Annotated in this window: 19 protein-coding genes; 9 read left to right on the plus strand and 10 right to left on the minus strand. The window is 60.5% G+C overall.

From position 1 onward, the window contains the following. The first annotated feature begins 124 nt into the window (after window positions 1-124). Window positions 125-1,381 (plus strand): NADP-dependent isocitrate dehydrogenase, encoded by a 1,257-nt coding sequence (gene icd, locus SOP95_RS22825; RefSeq protein ID WP_057399856.1) that lies wholly within the window; start codon window positions 125-127, stop codon window positions 1,379-1,381. A gap of 80 nt (window positions 1,382-1,461) precedes the next feature. Here icd and cspD read toward each other — a convergent pair whose 3' ends face one another. Further along, on the minus strand, window positions 1,462-1,728 hold the full coding sequence (cspD, locus tag SOP95_RS22830; protein ID WP_274074763.1) for a cold shock domain-containing protein CspD: 267 nt from the start codon (window positions 1,726-1,728) through the stop codon (window positions 1,462-1,464). 224 nt (window positions 1,729-1,952) lie between these two features. On the opposite strand from cspD, the gene clpS reads away from it, so the two are divergent. Together clpS and clpA are read left to right on the plus strand one after the other, a co-directional pair. Beyond that, complete coding sequence (clpS, locus tag SOP95_RS22835) at window positions 1,953-2,336, plus strand: ATP-dependent Clp protease adapter ClpS (protein WP_020799529.1); 384 nt, start codon at window positions 1,953-1,955, stop codon at window positions 2,334-2,336. Window positions 2,337-2,366: 30 nt separating this feature from the next. Continuing rightward, the gene (clpA, locus tag SOP95_RS22840) at window positions 2,367-4,637 is read left to right on the plus strand and encodes an ATP-dependent Clp protease ATP-binding subunit ClpA (protein WP_046817173.1); all 2,271 of its coding nucleotides are present in this window, start codon (window positions 2,367-2,369) and stop codon (window positions 4,635-4,637) included. 239 nt (window positions 4,638-4,876) lie between these two features. Here the strand turns inward: clpA and infA are convergent, their stop codons facing one another. The 4 genes from infA to trxB all read right to left on the minus strand — a co-directional run bounded on the left by infA (window position 4,877) and on the right by trxB (window position 7,673). Continuing rightward, window positions 4,877-5,095 (minus strand): translation initiation factor IF-1, encoded by a 219-nt coding sequence (infA, locus tag SOP95_RS22845; RefSeq protein WP_002553999.1) that lies wholly within the window; start codon window positions 5,093-5,095, stop codon window positions 4,877-4,879. A 111-nt stretch (window positions 5,096-5,206) separates the two neighbouring features. Beyond that, window positions 5,207-5,914 carry an arginyltransferase gene (locus SOP95_RS22850; protein ID WP_274074764.1) on the minus strand — a complete coding sequence of 236 codons (708 nt, stop codon included), beginning with the start codon at window positions 5,912-5,914 and terminating at the stop codon, window positions 5,207-5,209. 56 nt (window positions 5,915-5,970) lie between these two features. After that, window positions 5,971-6,651 (minus strand): leucyl/phenylalanyl-tRNA--protein transferase, encoded by a 681-nt coding sequence (gene aat / locus SOP95_RS22855; RefSeq protein ID WP_274074765.1) that lies wholly within the window; start codon window positions 6,649-6,651, stop codon window positions 5,971-5,973. Window positions 6,652-6,713: 62 nt separating this feature from the next. Continuing rightward, window positions 6,714-7,673, minus strand: coding sequence for a thioredoxin-disulfide reductase (gene trxB / locus SOP95_RS22860; protein WP_274074766.1), 960 nt, complete (start codon window positions 7,671-7,673; stop codon window positions 6,714-6,716). A 274-nt stretch (window positions 7,674-7,947) separates the two neighbouring features. On the opposite strand from trxB, the gene SOP95_RS22865 reads away from it, so the two are divergent. The 6 genes from SOP95_RS22865 (at window position 7,948) to cysG (ending at window position 15,623) form a co-directional block, all read left to right on the plus strand. Then, window positions 7,948-10,389: a DNA translocase FtsK gene (locus tag SOP95_RS22865; RefSeq protein ID WP_406592019.1), complete on the plus strand. Its 2,442-nt coding sequence runs from the start codon at window positions 7,948-7,950 to the stop codon at window positions 10,387-10,389. Between the two features lie 68 nt (window positions 10,390-10,457). Continuing rightward, a complete protein-coding gene (lolA, locus tag SOP95_RS22870; RefSeq protein ID WP_274074768.1) occupies window positions 10,458-11,081 on the plus strand; it encodes an outer membrane lipoprotein chaperone LolA in 624 nt (207 codons plus the stop codon). Between the two features lie 154 nt (window positions 11,082-11,235). Further along, complete coding sequence (locus SOP95_RS22875) at window positions 11,236-12,558, plus strand: replication-associated recombination protein A (RefSeq protein ID WP_323608411.1); 1,323 nt, start codon at window positions 11,236-11,238, stop codon at window positions 12,556-12,558. Then, window positions 12,558-12,932 (plus strand): fluoride efflux transporter CrcB, encoded by a 375-nt coding sequence (gene crcB, locus SOP95_RS22880; RefSeq protein WP_274074770.1) that lies wholly within the window; start codon window positions 12,558-12,560, stop codon window positions 12,930-12,932. Before SOP95_RS22875 ends, crcB begins: the two co-directional genes overlap by 1 nt. 15 nt (window positions 12,933-12,947) lie before the next feature. Further along, entirely contained in the window at window positions 12,948-14,228 is a 1,281-nt protein-coding gene (serS, locus tag SOP95_RS22885; protein WP_323608412.1) for a serine--tRNA ligase, read from the plus strand. Continuing rightward, the gene (cysG, locus tag SOP95_RS22890; protein ID WP_323608413.1) at window positions 14,229-15,623 is read left to right on the plus strand and encodes a siroheme synthase CysG; all 1,395 of its coding nucleotides are present in this window, start codon (window positions 14,229-14,231) and stop codon (window positions 15,621-15,623) included. 117 nt (window positions 15,624-15,740) lie between these two features. Here cysG and SOP95_RS22895 read toward each other — a convergent pair whose 3' ends face one another. From SOP95_RS22895 to tusC, 5 genes are all read right to left on the minus strand, one after another. After that, window positions 15,741-16,742, minus strand: a complete 1,002-nt coding sequence (locus SOP95_RS22895; RefSeq protein ID WP_274074773.1) for a glutathione S-transferase family protein — start codon at window positions 16,740-16,742, stop codon at window positions 15,741-15,743. Window positions 16,743-16,832: 90 nt separating this feature from the next. Next, window positions 16,833-17,834, minus strand: a complete 1,002-nt coding sequence (locus SOP95_RS22900; RefSeq protein ID WP_323608414.1) for a glycosyl transferase family protein — start codon at window positions 17,832-17,834, stop codon at window positions 16,833-16,835. Continuing rightward, window positions 17,831-18,166 carry a TusE/DsrC/DsvC family sulfur relay protein gene (locus SOP95_RS22905; protein WP_323608415.1) on the minus strand — a complete coding sequence of 112 codons (336 nt, stop codon included), beginning with the start codon at window positions 18,164-18,166 and terminating at the stop codon, window positions 17,831-17,833. The genes SOP95_RS22900 and SOP95_RS22905 overlap by 4 nt, the downstream gene beginning before the upstream one ends. Continuing rightward, window positions 18,163-18,456, minus strand: a complete 294-nt coding sequence (gene tusB / locus SOP95_RS22910) for a sulfurtransferase complex subunit TusB (RefSeq protein ID WP_274074776.1) — start codon at window positions 18,454-18,456, stop codon at window positions 18,163-18,165. Before tusB ends, SOP95_RS22905 begins: the two co-directional genes overlap by 4 nt. Then, entirely contained in the window at window positions 18,456-18,818 is a 363-nt protein-coding gene (gene tusC, locus SOP95_RS22915) for a sulfurtransferase complex subunit TusC (protein ID WP_274074777.1), read from the minus strand. Before tusC ends, tusB begins: the two co-directional genes overlap by 1 nt. Window position 18,819: the final 1 nt, after the last annotated feature.

Here is an 18,819-nt window from a genome sequence, read left to right on the forward strand (position 1 = left end):
AGGCTTGTAGGGCGCAGGTTGTATGGCTTTGCGGCATATCGATAGAACATAGGGTTTGCGCGCCGATTTAACTGGGTTACGCTCGAACCAAGCCAGATGTTCAATCCAATCAATGGAGTTCAGCATGGGTTACAAGAAGATTCAGGTTCCAGCCGTCGGCGACAAAATCACCGTCAATGCAGACCATTCTCTCAATGTTCCTAATAACCCGATCATTCCTTTCATCGAAGGCGACGGCATTGGTGTCGACATCAGCCCGGTCATGATCAAGGTTGTCGATGCTGCTGTGAAAAAGGCTTACGGCGGCGAGCGCAAGATTTCCTGGATGGAAGTGTACGCCGGGGAAAAAGCGACCCAGGTCTACGATCAGGACACCTGGCTGCCTCAGGAAACCCTGGACGCGGTCAAGGATTACGTGGTTTCCATCAAGGGCCCCCTGACCACGCCGGTCGGTGGCGGTATCCGTTCCCTCAACGTGGCCCTGCGCCAGCAACTCGACCTGTACGTCTGCCTGCGCCCGGTGCGCTGGTTCGAAGGCGTGCCAAGCCCGGTCAAGAAGCCAGGCGACGTCGACATGACGATCTTTCGCGAGAACTCCGAAGACATCTATGCCGGCATCGAGTGGAAGGCCGGTACCCCGGAAGCCACCAAGGTCATCAAGTTCCTTAAAGAAGAAATGGGCGTCACCAAGATCCGTTTCGACGAAAACTGCGGTATCGGCGTCAAGCCGGTTTCCCTGCAAGGCACCAAGCGCCTGGCGCGCAAGGCCCTGCAATATGTGGTCGACAACGATCGCGATTCGCTGACCATCGTGCACAAAGGCAACATCATGAAGTTCACCGAAGGTGCCTTCAAGGAATGGGCCTATGAAGTGGCGGCCGAAGAGTTCGGCGCGACCCTGCTCGACGGCGGTCCGTGGATGCAGTTCAAGAACCCGAAAACCGGCAAGAACGTTGTCGTCAAGGACGCTATCGCCGACGCCATGCTCCAGCAGATCCTGCTGCGCCCCGCGGAATACGATGTGATCGCGACCCTGAACCTCAACGGCGACTACCTCTCCGATGCCCTGGCGGCGGAAGTGGGCGGTATCGGTATCGCACCGGGCGCCAACCTGTCCGACACCGTGGCCATGTTCGAAGCCACCCACGGTACCGCGCCGAAATACGCCGGCAAGGACCAGGTCAACCCGGGGTCGTTGATCCTGTCGGCTGAAATGATGTTGCGCCACATGGGCTGGACCGAAGCGGCCGACCTGATCATCAAGGGCACCAACGGCGCGATTTCCGCCAAGACCGTGACCTATGACTTTGAACGCCTGATGGAAGGTGCCAAGCTGGTTTCCTCGTCCGGCTTCGGTGATGCGCTGATCTCGCACATGTAAGAAAATCCGGGAATGCGAAAACCGCCCGGCTCAAGCGATTGAGTCGGGCGGTTTTTTTATGACTGGATGACGCTGCTGCGTTAAACGGTAACGGTTTGTTGCGTAGCAGGGGTCACGGCATTTGTGCTATCGACAGGGTTGCCAATGTTGACGGCGTGCAGCCCCTTGGGCCCCTGGATGATCTCGAAGACGACGGCTTGACCGGCCTTCAGGGTTTTATAACCGTCCATTTGAATGGCCGAGTAGTGGGCAAACAGGTCTTCTGTCTTGCCATCCTCGTTGATGAAACCGTAACCCTTGGCGTTGTTGAACCATTTCACCTTGCCACTGACCTTGACACCTGACATACCAACTCCCTCTGCAACAGACTCCATCACTGGAGTATCATCCAGTACATCCGCAGTCACTTCTTAGAAAAAAAGTTGACTCCGCGGACCTTTTTTACCCACTGTGGGCTCTATTGGTTGTAACACCGTTTTGCCGATAGTCAAGGTGACCAGGCAGTCGGAGTTGAAATCACCCAAGACCGCCCCCACCACTGTATTTGCACAACTGACGAACCTTTCTTTCCATGCATGCAATCAGCCAGATTCGACTAACATTCAATCAGGATCGCCCGACTCTCCAGAAAGATCGCCCGGAGGAACACGACGACGATTCCGCAGGCATTGCTGTTCAGGAGGCCAAGCCTGCTTTACAGGCGCCGCCGATGTACAAGGTGGTTTTGTTCAATGATGACTACACACCGATGGATTTCGTCGTCGAAGTGCTCGAGGTGTTTTTTAACCTGAATCGCGAGCTGGCGACCAAGGTCATGCTGGCCGTCCATACAGAAGGGCGGGCAGTATGTGGAGTGTTTACCCGCGACATCGCCGAGACAAAGGCCATGCAGGTCAACCAGTACGCCAGGGAAAGCCAGCATCCGCTACTCTGTGAAATCGAGAAGGACGGTTAATCGCCGACCACTTGGGTATGAGGTGAAGCTATGTTAAACCGCGAGCTCGAAGTCACCCTCAATCTTGCCTTCAAGGAGGCTCGTTCGAAGCGTCATGAATTCATGACCGTCGAACACCTGCTGCTGGCCCTATTGGACAATGAGGCTGCCGCCACCGTTTTGCGTGCGTGCGGCGCGAACCTCGACAAACTCAAGCATGACCTGCAGGAGTTCATCGACTCCACCACGCCACTGATCCCCGTGCATGACGAGGATCGTGAGACCCAGCCAACCCTGGGCTTCCAGCGTGTCCTGCAACGTGCTGTGTTTCACGTACAGAGCTCGGGCAAACGCGAAGTGACTGGCGCCAACGTGCTGGTCGCGATCTTCAGTGAGCAAGAGAGTCAGGCAGTGTTCCTGCTGAAACAGCAGAGCGTTGCCCGTATCGATGTCGTCAACTACATCGCCCACGGCATTTCCAAGGTGCCAGGGCACGGCGATCACTCCGAGGGCGAGCAAGATATGCAGGACGACGAGGGCGGGGAGTCTTCATCTTCAGGCAATCCACTGGATGCTTATGCCAGTAACCTCAATGAACTCGCGCGCCAGGGTCGAATCGATCCATTGGTAGGCCGTGAGCTGGAAGTCGAGCGCGTCGCCCAGATCCTGGCCCGTCGCCGCAAGAACAATCCGCTGCTGGTGGGTGAGGCGGGCGTGGGTAAAACCGCGATTGCCGAAGGCCTGGCCAAGCGCATTGTCGACAACCAGGTGCCGGACCTGCTGGCCAACAGCGTGGTGTACTCCCTCGACCTGGGTGCCCTGCTGGCCGGGACCAAATACCGCGGCGATTTCGAGAAGCGCTTCAAGGCGCTGCTCAATGAGCTGAAAAAACGTCCGCAGGCGATCCTGTTCATCGACGAGATCCACACCATCATCGGTGCGGGTGCCGCGTCCGGTGGCGTCATGGACGCCTCGAACCTGCTCAAGCCGCTGCTGTCGTCCGGTGATATCCGTTGCATCGGCTCGACCACCTTCCAGGAATTCCGCGGGATCTTCGAGAAGGACCGTGCCTTGGCACGTCGCTTCCAGAAGGTCGATGTATCGGAGCCTTCGGTGGAAGACACCATCGGTATCCTGCGCGGCCTGAAAGGGCGTTTCGAGTCCCATCACAATATCGAATACAGTGATGAGGCCCTGCGCGCCGCTGCCGAACTGGCCTCGCGCTACATCAATGACCGGCACATGCCGGACAAGGCGATCGATGTGATCGACGAGGCGGGTGCCTACCAACGCCTGCAACCGATCGAAATGCGCGTCAAACGCATCGAAGTGCCTCAAGTCGAGGACATCGTCGCGAAAATCGCGCGTATTCCGCCAAAACACGTCACCAGCTCCGATAAAGAGCTGCTGCGTAACCTTGAGCGTGACCTGAAGCTGACGGTATTTGGCCAGGATGCCGCGATCGACTCGCTGGCGACCGCGATCAAGCTGTCCCGCGCCGGCCTCAAGTCGCCTGACAAGCCAGTCGGTTCGTTCCTGTTCGCCGGTCCCACCGGTGTCGGTAAAACCGAAGCGGCGCGTCAGCTGGCCAAGGCGCTGGGGGTCGAGCTGATTCGCTTCGACATGTCCGAGTACATGGAGCGCCACACCGTATCGCGTCTGATCGGTGCACCTCCAGGTTATGTCGGGTTCGATCAGGGCGGTCTGTTGACCGAAGCCATCACCAAGCAGCCACACTGCGTGCTGTTGCTCGATGAAATCGAGAAGGCGCACCCGGAAGTCTTCAACCTGCTGCTGCAGGTCATGGACCACGGGACGCTGACCGATAACAACGGGCGCAAGGCCGACTTCCGTAACGTGATCGTCATCATGACGACCAACGCCGGTGCCGAAACCGCAGCCCGTGCTTCGATCGGTTTCACCCATCAGGACCACTCGTCCGATGCGATGGAAGTGATCAAGAAGAGCTTCACGCCGGAGTTCCGCAACCGTCTGGATACCATCATCCAGTTTGGTCGCCTCAGCCATGAGGTCATCAAGAGCGTGGTGGACAAGTTCCTTACCGAACTTCAGGCGCAGCTGGAAGACAAGCGTGTATTGCTGGAAGTCACCGATGCAGCCCGCAGCTGGTTGGCGGCTGGCGGTTACGACTCGGCAATGGGCGCTCGCCCGATGGCGCGCCTGATCCAGGACAAGATCAAGCGTCCACTGGCGGAGGAGATCCTCTTTGGCGAACTGGCCGAACATGGCGGTGTGGTCCACATCGACATCAAGGACGGCGAGCTGACCTTCGAGTTCGAAACCACGGCTGAAATGGCCTGACGTCAAACCGCAACAAAGCAGAAAGGCGCCGATTGGCGCCTTTTTGCTGTCTGTCAGGTGTACACCGATCCCCTGTGGGAGCGGGCTTGCTCGCGAAGGCGGCTTAGCATTCACCATCGATGCTGACTGATGCGCCGCTTTCGCGAGCAAGCCCGCTCCCACATTGGTTTTGCGTGCTGCATCAAATCGCAGGCAAACAAAAACGCCCGGCATAAGCCGGGCGTCTTGTATTGACCTGATTAGCGAGCGCGGTAAGTGATGCGCCCTTTGCTCAAGTCATAGGGCGTCAGCTCGACGCGCACCTTGTCACCGGTAAGAATACGAATGTAGTTCTTGCGCATCTTGCCGGAAATATGCGCGGTTACGACGTGCCCATTTTCCAACTCCACACGAAACATGGTGTTGGGCAGGGTGTCGACGACAGTGCCTTCCATTTCGAAGCTGTCTTCTTTCGACATGCAGTAAAGCCCTCGGTGTCCAATGAATGGCCCGGTGCAACTGCGCCAGGCAAAAGCGGCGTGCATTGTGCCCGAAAAAGGGTGTTCAAGCCAAGGGGTTTAGGGCCTGCTCTAGTTCAGGACGACCCAGCGCTGGTTTATCAGCAGTTCGATGGGGCGATACTGGGTCTTGTAGCTCATTTTTTTGCAGTTCTTGATCCAGTAGCCCAGGTAAACCGCATCCAGCCCCAGTCGCCGGGCTTCGGCGATTTGCCAGAGTATGGCGTAGCGCCCCAGGCTGCGGCGCTCTTCGGCGGGTTCATAGAAGGTGTAGACCGCCGACAGACCGTTCGGCAGAAGGTCGGTGACGGCAATGGCCAGCAATCGACCCTGGAGGCGGAATTCGTAGAACCGGGAAAATGGCAGGTCGCGGACCAGGAAGGTGGAAAACTGATCGCGACTGGGTGGGTACATGTCGCCATCGGCATGGCGTTCTTCGATGTAGCGCTGGTAAAGATCGAAATACTCTTCGCTGAAGCCCGGCTTTGCGGGGCGCACCTGCAAGTCGGCGTTGCGTTTGAAAATGCGTTTTTGCTGACGATTGGGGGTGAATTGCCCGACTGGAATGCGCGCCGGTACGCACGCATTGCAATTCTGGCAATGGGGTCGATACAAATGGTCGCCACTGCGCCGAAAACCCATTTCAGACAGGTCTGCATAGACGTGCACATCCATGGGCTGGCTAGGGTCGAGAAACAGGGTCGTGGCCTGCTCCTCGGGCAGATAACTGCAGGAGTGGGGTTGAGTGGCATAAAACTTCAAACGCGCCAACTCGGTCATGATCAACCCTCGGGATAAGCTTTTGAATAAGTGTAAGCCACGCGGACAAAAGTCGCTCAGCAAACCCAGGTTGCATGATTGGGTTGATCCAGATGCCGCGCCAGGTAGTCGGCAAACTCGCGGCGTGGAATCGCCCGGGCACCCAGGCTGTGCAAATGGTCGGTGGGCATCTGGCAGTCGATGAGCACAAAACCCGAGTCTTTCAGATGTTGCACCAGTGTGGCAAAGCCAAATTTGGAGGCGTTGTCGGCCAGGCTGAACATGGATTCGCCGAAAAACAGCTGGCCCATCGCCAGGCCGTACAGCCCGCCCACCAGTTCGTCCTGGTCCCAGACTTCCACTGAGTGCGCATGGCCACGCCTGTGCAGCTCGATATAGGCGTCCTGCATGGCATCGGTGATCCAGGTGCCGTCCGCATACTCCCGGGGTGCGGCGCAGGCACGGATGACCGCGGCGAAATCCTGATCGAAGGTCACCTGGTAGCGTTGTTGGCGCAGAAGTTTCTTCAGGCTGCGGGACACATGCAGTTCATCGGGAAACAGCACGGTGCGAGGGTCCGGCGACCACCAGAGAATCGGCTGGCCTTCGGAAAACCAGGGGAAGCAGCCATGGCGGTAAGCCTGGATCAACCGGTCGGCGGACAGGTCGCCACCGGCCGCCAGCAATCCATTGGGATCGCGCATGGCCTTTTCCAGCGCCGGGAACGTCAGGGTGTTGCGTTGTAACCAAGTCAGCATGGCATCAGGGCTTGCAGAAGGGGAGGGCGGGGCGGGCGTTGGGCCCGCCGTGAAGTGTGCGGTCAAACAACGGGAATGTCGTCGAGGTATTTTTCCGCGTCCAGGGCGGCCATGCAGCCGGCGCCGGCGGAGGTGACGGCCTGGCGATAGACGTGATCAGCGACGTCGCCCGCGGCAAACACGCCTTCGATGGCGGTGGCTGTCGCATTGCCCTCGCTGCCGCCCTTGACCAGCAGATAGCCATCGCGCATTTCCAGTTGACCGGTGAACAGGTCGGTATTGGGCTTGTGGCCGATGGCGATGAACACGCCGGTCAGCGGCAGCTCGGTGATGGCACCGGTATGACTGTCGCGCAGGCGGGCGCCGGTCACGCCGCTGGAATCGCCCAGCACCTCGTCCAGGTTCTGGTTCCAGTGCAGGCGGATATTGCCCTTGGCGGCTTTTTCGAAGAGTTTGTCCTGAAGAATCTTTTCCGAACGCAACTTGTCGCGACGGTGAATCAGATGGACTTCACTGGCAATGTTCGACAGATACAGCGCTTCTTCTACGGCGGTATTGCCACCGCCCACCACCGCGACCACCTGTTTGCGATAGAAGAAGCCGTCGCAGGTCGCGCAGGCAGAAACCCCTTTGCCCGCGAAAGTCTCTTCCGAGGGCAACCCCAGATATTGTGCCGAGGCACCCGTGGCAATGATCAGGGCGTCGCAGGTATAAGTGCCGCTGTCGCCGATGAGTTCAAAGGGGCGCTGTTGCAACTTGGCGGTATGGATGTGGTCGTAAACGATCTCGGTGGCAAAGCGCTCGGCGTGTTTTTGCATGCGCTCCATCAGGACCGGGCCGGTCAGGCCTTCGACATCGCCTGGCCAGTTATCGACTTCCACGGTGGTGGTGAGCTGGCCACCTGCCTGTATGCCGGTAATGACAACGGGCTTGAGGTTGGCGCGAGCGGCATACACGGCTGCGCTGTAGCCCGCGGGACCGGAACCCAGGATGATCAGGCGGGAATGCTTCGCTTCGCTCATAAAAACACCTCATAAGCCTTTGTCACGAAAGAGAATGCGTGCTCAAATTGAGTCGCACGTCATGTGCTGTTGACTATGCTACACCCAAGGGTTGCCAGCATGGCATCGCCCGTACAAACCCGTACAATGCCTCGCTGTAACAGTGTTTGTAACAAAATAGGCAGCGCATTTGCTGTTTATGAAAACCGATGCGCAGTGTTAAAAGTAGTCCCGGTTACGCCTGTTAACTTTTTTACCTGCCTGGATTGGGCAGTTTTTTCATAGTCATTAACAGATGGACGCGCCGTTGGCGCAGGAAAAGCAGGTTTTGAAGAAATCCACCGTAGCACCCAAAACAGTTGTTCCACTCTGGCGCCAGCACTTGCACTACCGCCTCAAGGAAGGTGCATTGATCGCCATCGGAGCGTTGTGCCTGTTCCTGATGATGGCCTTGCTGACCTATGGCAAGGACGATCCGGGCTGGAGCCACAACAGCAAGATCGATGACGTGCAGAACTTCGGCGGCCCGGCGGGCTCCTACAGCGCCGATATCCTGTTCATGGTGCTGGGTTACTTTGCCTATATCTTCCCGCTGTTGCTGGCGATCAAGGCCTACCAGATCTTCCGTCAACGCCACGAGCCGTGGGAGTGGAGCGGCTGGCTGTTCTCCTGGCGCCTGATCGGCCTGGTGTTCCTGGTGCTGTCCGGTGCCGCGCTGGCGCACATCCATTTCCATGCTGCCACCGGTCTGCCGGCCGGCGCTGGCGGGGCGCTGGGCGAGAGCCTTGGCGACCTGGCGAAGAACGCGCTGAACATCCAGGGCAGCACGCTGCTGTTCATCGCCCTGTTCCTGTTCGGCCTCACGGTGTTCACCGACCTGTCATGGTTCAAGGTGATGGACGTCACCGGCAAGATCACCCTCGATCTGTTCGAACTGTTCCAGGGCGCCGCCAATCGCTGGTGGGCGGCCCGTGTCGAGCGCAAGCAACTGGTTGCGCAACTGCGTGAAGTCGATGACCGCGTGCACGATGTGGTCGCGCCGACCGTCACCGACAAGCGTGAGCAGGCCAAGGTCAAGGAACGCCTGATCGAACGCGAGCAGGCCCTGAGCAAGCACATGTCCGAGCGCGAGAAGCAGGTGCCGCCGGTGATCGCCCCGGCGCCACCCAAGCCGCCAGCGCCGAGCAAGCGCGTGGAAAAAGAGAAGCAGGCGCCGTTGTTCGTCGACAGCGCCGTTGAAGGCACCTTGCCGCCGATCTCGATTCTCGACCCGGCGGAAAAGAAACAGCTCAATTACTCGCCCGAATCCCTGGCGGCCGTCGGCCACCTGCTGGAAATCAAGCTCAAGGAATTCGGCGTCGAAGTCACCGTGGACTCGATTCATCCGGGTCCGGTGATTACCCGTTACGAGATCCAGCCGGCGGCAGGGGTCAAGGTCAGCCGTATCGCCAACCTCGCCAAGGACCTGGCGCGGTCCCTGGCCGTGACCAGTGTGCGTGTGGTGGAAGTGATTCCGGGCAAGACCACGGTCGGTATCGAGATTCCCAACGAAGACCGGCAGATCGTGCGCTTCTCCGAAGTGCTGTCGACCCCCGAGTACGACAACTTCAAGTCCCCGGTCACCCTGGCCCTGGGCCATGACATCGGCGGCAAGCCGGTGATCACTGACCTCGCGAAGATGCCGCACCTGCTGGTGGCCGGTACCACCGGTTCCGGTAAGTCGGTGGGTGTGAACGCGATGATCCTGTCGATCCTGTTCAAGTCCGGCCCGGAAGACGCCAAGCTGATCATGATCGACCCGAAAATGCTCGAGCTGTCGATCTACGAAGGCATTCCGCACCTGCTGTGCCCGGTGGTGACCGACATGAAGGACGCCGCCAACGCCCTGCGCTGGAGCGTCGCCGAGATGGAGCGACGCTACAAGCTGATGGCGAAGATGGGCGTGCGCAACCTCTCCGGCTTCAACGCCAAGGTCAAGGAAGCGCAGGACGCCGGCGAGCCATTGAGCGACCCGTTGTACAAGCGCGAAAGCATCCACGACGAAGCGCCGTTGCTGCAGAAGCTGCCGACCATCGTGGTGGTGGTCGACGAATTCGCCGACATGATGATGATCGTCGGCAAGAAGGTTGAAGAGCTTATCGCCCGTATCGCCCAGAAGGCGCGGGCGGCGGGTATCCACCTGATCCTCGCGACCCAGCGTCCGTCGGTGGACGTGATCACCGGCCTGATCAAGGCCAACATCCCGACCCGCATGGCGTTCCAGGTGTCGAGCAAGATCGACTCGCGGACCATCATCGACCAGGGCGGCGCTGAACAACTGCTCGGCCACGGTGACATGCTCTACATGCCGCCGGGTACCAGCCTGCCGATCCGGGTTCACGGCGCGTTCGTGTCCGACGACGAGGTTCATCGCGTGGTCGAGGCCTGGAAACTGCGCGGTGCGCCGGAATACAACGACGACATCCTCAACGGTGTCGAAGAGGCGGGCAGCGGCTTTGAAGGCAGCAGCGGTGGCGGCGACGGCGATGATCCCGAAGCTGACGCGCTGTATGACGAAGCGGTGCAGTTCGTCCTGGAAAGCCGTCGTGCGTCCATTTCCGCGGTGCAGCGCAAGCTGAAGATCGGCTACAACCGCGCCGCGCGCATGATCGAAGCCATGGAAATGGCCGGCGTCGTGACGTCCATGAACACCAACGGTTCGCGTGAAGTCCTGGCCCCCGGCCCGGTACGCGACTGACCCGACACTGACAAGGGGCGGCGTCCTGAGGCGCCGCCCGCACTCCCACGAATGTTATGAGGACTCCCATGCGTCTGATCCGCATGCTGTTGCTGCCGGTACTGGCTTTGAGCACGCTCTCGGCCCACGCCGATGACAAGGACGTGGCACGCCTGACCCAATTGCTGGAAAAATCCCAGACCCTGACCGCGCGTTTCTCCCAGCTGACCCTGGATGGCTCGGGTACCCAGTTGCAGGAAACCGCCGGCGAAATGTCGCTGCAGCGCCCGGGCCTGTTCTATTGGCACACCAATGCGCCCGCCGAGCAGACCATGGTCTCCGACGGCAAGAAGGTCACCCTGTGGGACCCGGACCTGGAACAGGCCACCATCAAGAACCTCGACCAGCGCCTGACCCAGACCCCAGCGTTGCTGCTGTCCGGTGACGTGTCGAAGATCAGCCAGAGCTTCGATATCAGCGCCAAGGAAGCCGGCGGCGTGATCGACTTCACCTTGAAGCCGAAAACCAAGGACACTCTGTTCGACAGCCTGCGCCTGTCGTTCCGCAATGGCCTGGTCAACGATATGCAGCTGATCGACAGCGTCGGCCAGCGCACCAATATCCTGTTCACCGGGGTGAAGGCCAACGAGCCGATCCCCGCTTCCAAGTTCAAGTTCGACATCCCCAAGGGTGCGGACGTGATCCAGGAATAAAACGCAAAAACCCGTTGTGGGAGCGGGCTTGCTCGCGAAGGCGATGTGTCATTCAGCATTGAAGGTGACTGATACACCGCCTTCGCGAGCAAGCCCGCTCCCACAGGGGTTAATCATCGATCTCAGGATTATCTAGAGGTTTTAAACGTACGCCATGGACCTGTTTCGCAGCGCCCCCATCGCCCAGCCCCTGGCCGCCCGCCTGCGCGCGACTAACCTGGACGAGTACGTCGGTCAGGAACACGTGCTCGCTCGCGGCAAGCCCTTGCGCGAAGCCCTGGAGCAGGGTGCCCTGCATTCGATGATTTTCTGGGGACCGCCGGGAGTGGGCAAGACCACCCTGGCGCGGTTGCTCGCGGAAGTCTCCGAGGCGCATTTCGAAACGGTGTCAGCGGTGCTGGCCGGGGTGAAGGAAATCCGCCAGGCGGTGGAAATCGCCAAGCAGCAGGCCGCGCAGTACGGCCGGCGGACGATCCTGTTCGTCGACGAAGTGCACCGCTTCAACAAGTCCCAGCAGGATGCGTTCCTGCCGTATGTCGAAGATGGCACGCTGATCTTCATCGGCGCGACCACGGAAAACCCCTCGTTCGAACTCAACAACGCCTTGCTCTCCCGCGCGCGGGTCTATGTGCTCAAGAGCCTCGACGAAGCCGCACTGCGCAAACTGGTGCACCGCGCGTTGACCGAAGAGCGCGGCCTGGGCAAGCGCAACCTGACCCTCAGCGATGAAGGCTTCCAGATGCTGCTGTCGGCTGCTGATGGCGATGGCCGGCGCTTGCTCAACCTGCTGGAAAACGCCTCGGACCTGGCCGAAGACAACAGCGAGATCGGCACCGACCTGCTGCAAAGCCTGCTCGGCGATACCCGTCGGCGCTTCGACAAGGGTGGCGAAGCCTTCTACGACCAGATCTCCGCGCTGCATAAATCCGTGCGCGGTTCCAACCCCGACGGTGCGTTGTACTGGTTCGCGCGCATGATCGATGGTGGCTGCGATCCGCTGTACTTGGCCCGGCGCGTGGTGCGCATGGCCAGCGAAGACATCGGCAATGCCGACCCGCGTGCGCTGAGCCTGTGCCTGGCGGCGTGGGAAGTGCAGGAGCGCCTCGGCAGCCCCGAGGGCGAATTGGCGGTGGCCCAGGCCATTACCTATCTGGCCTGCGCGCCGAAGAGCAACGCGGTGTACATGGGTTTCAAGACCGCACTGCGTGCCGCCGCCGAACACGGTTCGCTGGAAGTGCCGCTGCACCTGCGCAACGCACCGACCAAGCTGATGAAGCAGCTCGGTTATGGCGACGAATACCGTTATGCCCACGACGAACCGGATGCCTACGCCGCCGGGGAAGATTACTTCCCGGAAGAACTCGACCCGATACCCTTCTATCAACCGGTGCCCCGTGGCCTGGAATTGAAGATCGGCGAGAAGCTCAATCACCTGGCCAAGCTCGACCGTCTGAGCCCCCGGCAGCGGAGAAAATAGTGCTCCCCCTGATCATTGCAGTGTCCATCGGCGGAACCGCCGGCACCTTGCTACGCTTTGCCACGGGCAACTGGATCAACGCTAATTGGCCGCGGCACTTCTATACCGCGACGCTGGCCGTTAATATCGTCGGCTGTTTGCTGATCGGCGTTTTATACGGTCTGTTTTTGCTACGCCCGGAGGTGCCGATCGAGGTGCGCGCCGGGTTGATCGTCGGCTTCCTCGGAGGGCTGACGACTTTTTCATCCTTTTCACTGGATACGGTGCGCCTGCTGGAAAGCGGGCAAGTGCTTCTGGCCCTGGGCTATGCTGCCATCAGCGTATTCGGCGGGCTGCTCGCCACCTGGGCTGGCCTGTCCTTGACCAAACTTTGATAACGAGAGACCGACATGCTCGATTCCAAACTGTTACGTAGCAACCTTCAGGACGTAGCGGACCGCCTGGCATCCCGTGGCTTTGCCCTGGATGTCGCGCGCATCGAAGCGCTGGAAGAACAGCGCAAGACCGTCCAGACCCGCACCGAAGCACTGCAGGCTGAACGTAACGCGCGCTCCAAATCCATCGGTCAGGCCAAGCAACGCGGCGAAGACATCGCGCCGTTGATGGCGGACGTCGAGCGCATGGCGGGCGAGTTGAGTGCCGGTAAAACCGAGCTGGACGCGATCCAGACCGAACTGGACGCCATCGTGCTCGGCATTCCCAACCTGCCGCACGAATCGGTGCCGATCGGCGAAGACGAAGACGGCAACGTCGAAGTGCGCCGCTGGGGCACGCCGACCGCGTTCGACTTCCCGGTGCAGGACCACGTCGCCCTGGGCGAAAAATTCGGCTGGCTGGACTTCGAGACCGCCGCCAAGCTGTCCGGCGCGCGCTTTGCGTTGCTGCGCGGCCCTATCGCCCGTCTGCACCGCGCCCTGGCGCAGTTCATGATCAACCTGCACGTCGCCGAGCACGGCTACGAAGAGGCCTATACGCCTTATCTGGTCCAGGCTCCGGCACTGCAAGGTACCGGTCAACTGCCGAAATTCGAAGAAGACCTGTTCAAGATCGCCCGCGAAGGCGAAGCCGACCTGTACCTGATCCCGACCGCCGAAGTGTCGCTGACCAACATTGTCGCCGGCGAAATCGTCGATTCGAAACTGCTGCCGATCAAGTTCGTCGCGCACACGCCGTGCTTCCGCAGTGAAGCCGGTGCATCGGGTCGCGATACCCGCGGCATGATCCGCCAGCATCAGTTCGACAAGGTCGAGATGGTACAGATCGTCGAGCCGTCGACCTCCATGGAAGCGCTGGAAGGCCTGACCGCCAACGCCGAGAAAGTCCTGCAACTGCTGGAACTGCCTTATCGCACCATTGCCCTGTGCACTGGCGACATGGGCTTCAGCGCGGTCAAGACCTACGACCTGGAAGTGTGGATTCCGAGCCAGGACAAATACCGCGAAATCTCGTCGTGCTCCAACTGCGGCGACTTCCAGGCCCGTCGTATGCAAGCGCGTTTCCGCAACCCGGAAACCGGCAAGCCGGAACTGGTACACACCCTGAACGGTTCCGGCCTGGCGGTCGGTCGTACCCTGGTGGCGGTGCTGGAGAACTACCAGCAGGCCGACGGTTCGATCCGTATTCCTGAGGTACTCAAGCCGTACATGGGTGGCCTCGAGGTCATCGGCTAAATGAACTATCTGCCGCTGTTCCATAACCTTCGCGGCAGTCGTGTGTTGGTCGTCGGTGGGGGGGAAATTGCCTTGCGCAAATCCCGCCTGCTGGCCGATGCCGGTGCGCTGCTGCGGGTGGTCGCACCTGAGATCGAAACGCAGCTGCGCGAGCTGGTCAGCGCCCACGGTGGCGAGTGCCTCACGCGCGGTTACGTCGAGGCGGACCTGGACGGTTGCGTGCTGATCATTGCCGCCACCGACGACGAAGCGCTGAACGCACAAGTCTCAAAGGATGCCCATCGGCGTTGCGTGCCGGTCAACGTGGTGGATGCGCCGGCCTTGTGCAGCGTGATCTTCCCGGCGATCGTCGACCGTTCGCCGCTGATCATTGCCGTGTCCAGCGGTGGCGATGCGCCGGTACTGGCGCGATTGATCCGCGCCAAGATCGAAACCTGGATTCCTTCCACCTACGGTCAACTGGCTGGCCTGGCGGCGCGGTTCCGTCATCAGGTGAAAAAGCTGTTCCCGGATGTGCAGCAGCGCCGCGCGTTCTGGGAAGACGTCTTCCAGGGCCCGATTGCCGACCGGCAACTGGCCGGGCAGGGCGGTGAAGCCGAGCGTTTGCTGCAGGCGAAAATCGAAGGTGAAGCGCCAGTGGCGACCGGTGAGGTCTATCTGGTGGGCGCAGGGCCAGGTGATCCCGACCTGCTGACGTTCAAGGCCTTGCGCCTGATGCAGCAAGCCGACGTGGTGCTCTACGACCGCCTGGTGGCGCCGGCGATTCTCGAGCTGTGCCGTCGCGATGCCGAGCGCGTCTACGTCGGCAAGCGCCGCGCCGATCACGCCGTGCCCCAGGACCAGATCAACCAGCAATTGGTCGACCTGGCGAAACAGGGCAAGCGTGTGGTGCGGTTGAAGGGTGGCGATCCGTTCATCTTCGGCCGTGGTGGCGAAGAGATCGAAGAACTGGCGGCCCATGGCATCCCGTTCCAGGTGGTACCAGGCATCACGGCGGCCAGCGGTTGCGCGGCCTATGCCGGGATACCGCTGACCCATCGCGATTACGCGCAGTCGGTGCGGTTCATCACCGGTCACCTGAAGGACGGTTCCAGCGATCTGCCTTGGGCCGACCTGGTCGCGCCGGCGCAAACCCTGGTGTTCTACATGGGGTTGGTGGGCTTGCCGAGCATCTGCGAGCAGTTGATCAAGCATGGTCGCGGGGCGGATACCCCGGCGGCGTTGATCCAGCAGGGCACCACGGTCAATCAGCGGGTGTTTACCGGCACGTTGGCGGACCTGCCACGGCTGGTGGCGGAACATGAAGTGCATGCGCCGACATTGGTGATCGTGGGGGAAGTGGTGCAACTGCGCGAGAAACTGGCGTGGTTTGAAGGGGCTCAGGCGCAGGTCTAGAGACCGAGGTGCCGCCATCGCCAGCAGGCTGGCTCCCACAAGGGTTTTGTGCACGACACAAATCCCCTGTGGGAGCCAGCCTGCTGGCGATTGGGGCCCTCAAAACCTGCATTAATCTCAGGCCTTGCGCCAAACCCCTTTCCCACTCAACCGCTCCCTATCATGCGGGGTGGTAAAATCCTGCTGCGGCCCCTTCGGCACGATCCCCGTCGGATTGATGGTCTTGTGGCTGCCATAGTAGTGATTCTTGATGTGTTCAAAACTCACCGTCTCGGCAATCCCCGGCCACTGGTAAATCTCCCTTAGCCAGTTCAACAGGTTCGGATAATCCGCGATCCGCCGCAGGTTGCACTTGAAGTGCCCGAAATACACCGCATCGAAACGAATCAACGTGGTGAACAGACGGATGTCCGCTTCGGTCAGGTACTCACCGGCCAGGTAACGGTTGGCGCCCAGCAACTGCTCCAGTCGATCCAGCTCGGCAAACAATTCATCGAAGGCCTGTTCATAAGCGCTCTGCGACGTGGCAAACCCGGCGCGGTACACGCCGTTGTTCACAGCCGGATAGATCCGCTCGTTCAGCGCATCGATTTCACCGCGCAGCGCAGCCGGATAGAAATCCAGGTCATTGCCGGTCAATTCATCGAAGGCGCCGTTGAACATGCGGATGATTTCCGCCGATTCATTGTTGACGATGCGCTTCTGCTGGTTGTCCCACAGCACAGGCACGGTGACGCGGCCGGTGTAGTCGGCGGTGTCGGCGGTGTAGCGCTGGTGCATGAAGTCGAAGTGATCGAGCTTGTCGCCGGTGGAGCCGTGGGACTTGTCGAAGGTCCAGCCGTTTTCCAGCATCAAGAAGCTGACCACTGATACATCGATCAGGCTTTCGAGGCCCTTGAGTTTGCGCAGGATCAGCGTGCGATGCGCCCACGGACAAGCGAGGGATACGTAGAGGTGATAGCGGCCAGCCTCGGCAGCAAAGCCACCGACACCACTTGGGCCGGGTTGGCCGTCAGCCGTGACCCAGTTGCGACGCTGCGCCTGTTCACGCTGGAACGCGCCGTCCTTGCTGCTTTCGTACCATTTGTCCTGCCAGCGACCTTCTACTAACAAACCCATGTTCGAGACTCCTCAACCGATAAGCGTTGGAGAAGAGTCTAGGCTGTTAGGTTCGATAAAAAAGCGCAAAGCTTGAAGGGTTATGATCGATTAAATCGATTTGTCCCGCGCGTCCCAGTATTGCTGGGCAGTTTCGAACGCTTGCTCGCGGCTCTGGCCCAGGCCGCGCAACGCCAGGGCCATGGTCGAGATCAGGGCCATTTGCGGGTAACTGTCGACGACATCGCCGCGCCATACCGCCTTCAAATGCGCAGGTTCCAGGCTGGCGGGTTTGACGTGGCGCTGACTCGACAGTTGCGGCCATTGCTCATCCCAGCTCTCGCCACCGCGGGTGCCGTACAGGTGGCTGTCAGCGTCGGGGTTGATCTCGATCTCGCCGCCATCGCCCTTGACCACGATCGCCGTGTCGCCGAGCAGGCCGCTGGCATCGCGGTGCACCGCCTGGTAGCCGGGGTGGAAGATGCTTTGCAGGCCGCAACGGGCGCCTAGCGGGTTGAGGATTCGCGCCAGCGAGTGGATTGGCGAGCGCAGGCCGAGGGTGTTGCGCAGGTCGATCATGCGTTGCAGCTGCGGTGCCCAGTCCACCAACGGCATGAAGGCCAGGCCGCCGTTGTCCATCGCCGTGCCGACCTGCTGCCAGTCGCGGCACAACGGGATGTTCAGCTCATCCAGCAATTGTTCGCTGTAGAGCCGACCCGCAGTGTGCGCGCCGCCGCCATGCATGAAGATGCGCACACCGTTCTGTGCCAGGCACTTGGCCGCCAGCAGATACCACGGCAGATGACGTTTCTTGCCGGCATAGGTCGGCCAATCCAGATCCACCGCCAGGGCCGGCGCCTGCAAGCGTTCACGCAGGGCTTCGGTGAAGCCGGCCATTTCCTGCGCGCTTTCTTCCTTGTGGCGCAGCAGCATCAGGAAGGCACCAAGCTGGGTGTCCTCGACCTTGTCGTCAAGCACCATGCCCATGGCGGCGCGGGCTTCTTCACGCGTCAGGTCGCGGGCGCCACGCTTGCCTTTGCCGAGGATCCGCACGAATTGGGCGAACGGGTGCTCGGCGGGCGTTTCGAGGGTCAGCGCTGGGTAGTCGGTCATAGGCAATTCGTCGGTTTGGGCAGGCCCGCCAGTTTTGCGGCGAGTTTGGCAGGGGTGCCTTTGAACAGTCGGTTCAGGTGCAGGCTGTTGCCTTTGTCCGGGCCGAGTTTCAATGTGGTGTACTTGATCAGCGGCCGGGTGGCCGGCGACAGCTGGAATTCGGCGTAGAAGCTGCGCAGCAGTTCGAGGATCTCCCAGTGCTCGGGGCTCAACTCGATGTCTTCGGCGGCGGCCAGGGCACTGGCGACATCCGCCGACCAGTCGCTGAGATCCACAAGAAAACCGTCCTTGTCCAGCTCGATGGCGCGCGCGCCGACCGTCAATACATTCATAACCAGCTGTTGACCTTGTCATGGTGGATCGACAGTTCGACGAAGGCCGGGTAATCCACAGCCGTTGCCCAGCCTGGCACGTCGATAGCCCGGGCCTGGGCATCTTCGGTCAACACGTAGAGTGTCAGGCCGCGGGCATTCAGCGCCGTAAAAGGTGCGGTGCCGGGCTGCAGGGCATAGGCCGCGTCGCCGCACAGCAGCAGCGCGTCGTTGGCACCGATCAAGCGCAGGCAACTGTTCAGGCGGTCGTCGCCGAACGGGGAATGAGACAACACATGCAAAGTCGACATCAGAGGGTGATCACCTGGTCGTAACGGTCAATGAGCGCAGTGATTTCGTCGGCGGCCAACACGCGGGCTTCCGCAAGCGACAAGGCGCCAGGGTCCAGGCCGCGTTCGGCAACGCTGTCGGCACAGACAAACAGTTCTTCGACGCCGAACATCGGCAAGGCCTGCAGGTTGGCGCTCAAGTCTTTCTGTTGCAGGGCCCTGGCGTCCTGTTTCGCGGCGAGCTGGAACACGCCGTCGTCGAGAAACAGCAGGCCGATCGGCAAATCGAAGGCACCGCCCGCCAGCACGATGTCCAGCGCTTCCCGCGCGCCCGGCCCGGACCATGGCGATTGGCGGCTGATGATCAGCAAGGATTTGGCCATC

The sequence above is a fragment of the Pseudomonas sp. YuFO8 genome, assembly GCF_035065025.1.
GTDB classification, from domain to species: Bacteria; Pseudomonadota; Gammaproteobacteria; order Pseudomonadales; family Pseudomonadaceae; genus Aquipseudomonas; species Aquipseudomonas putida_AE.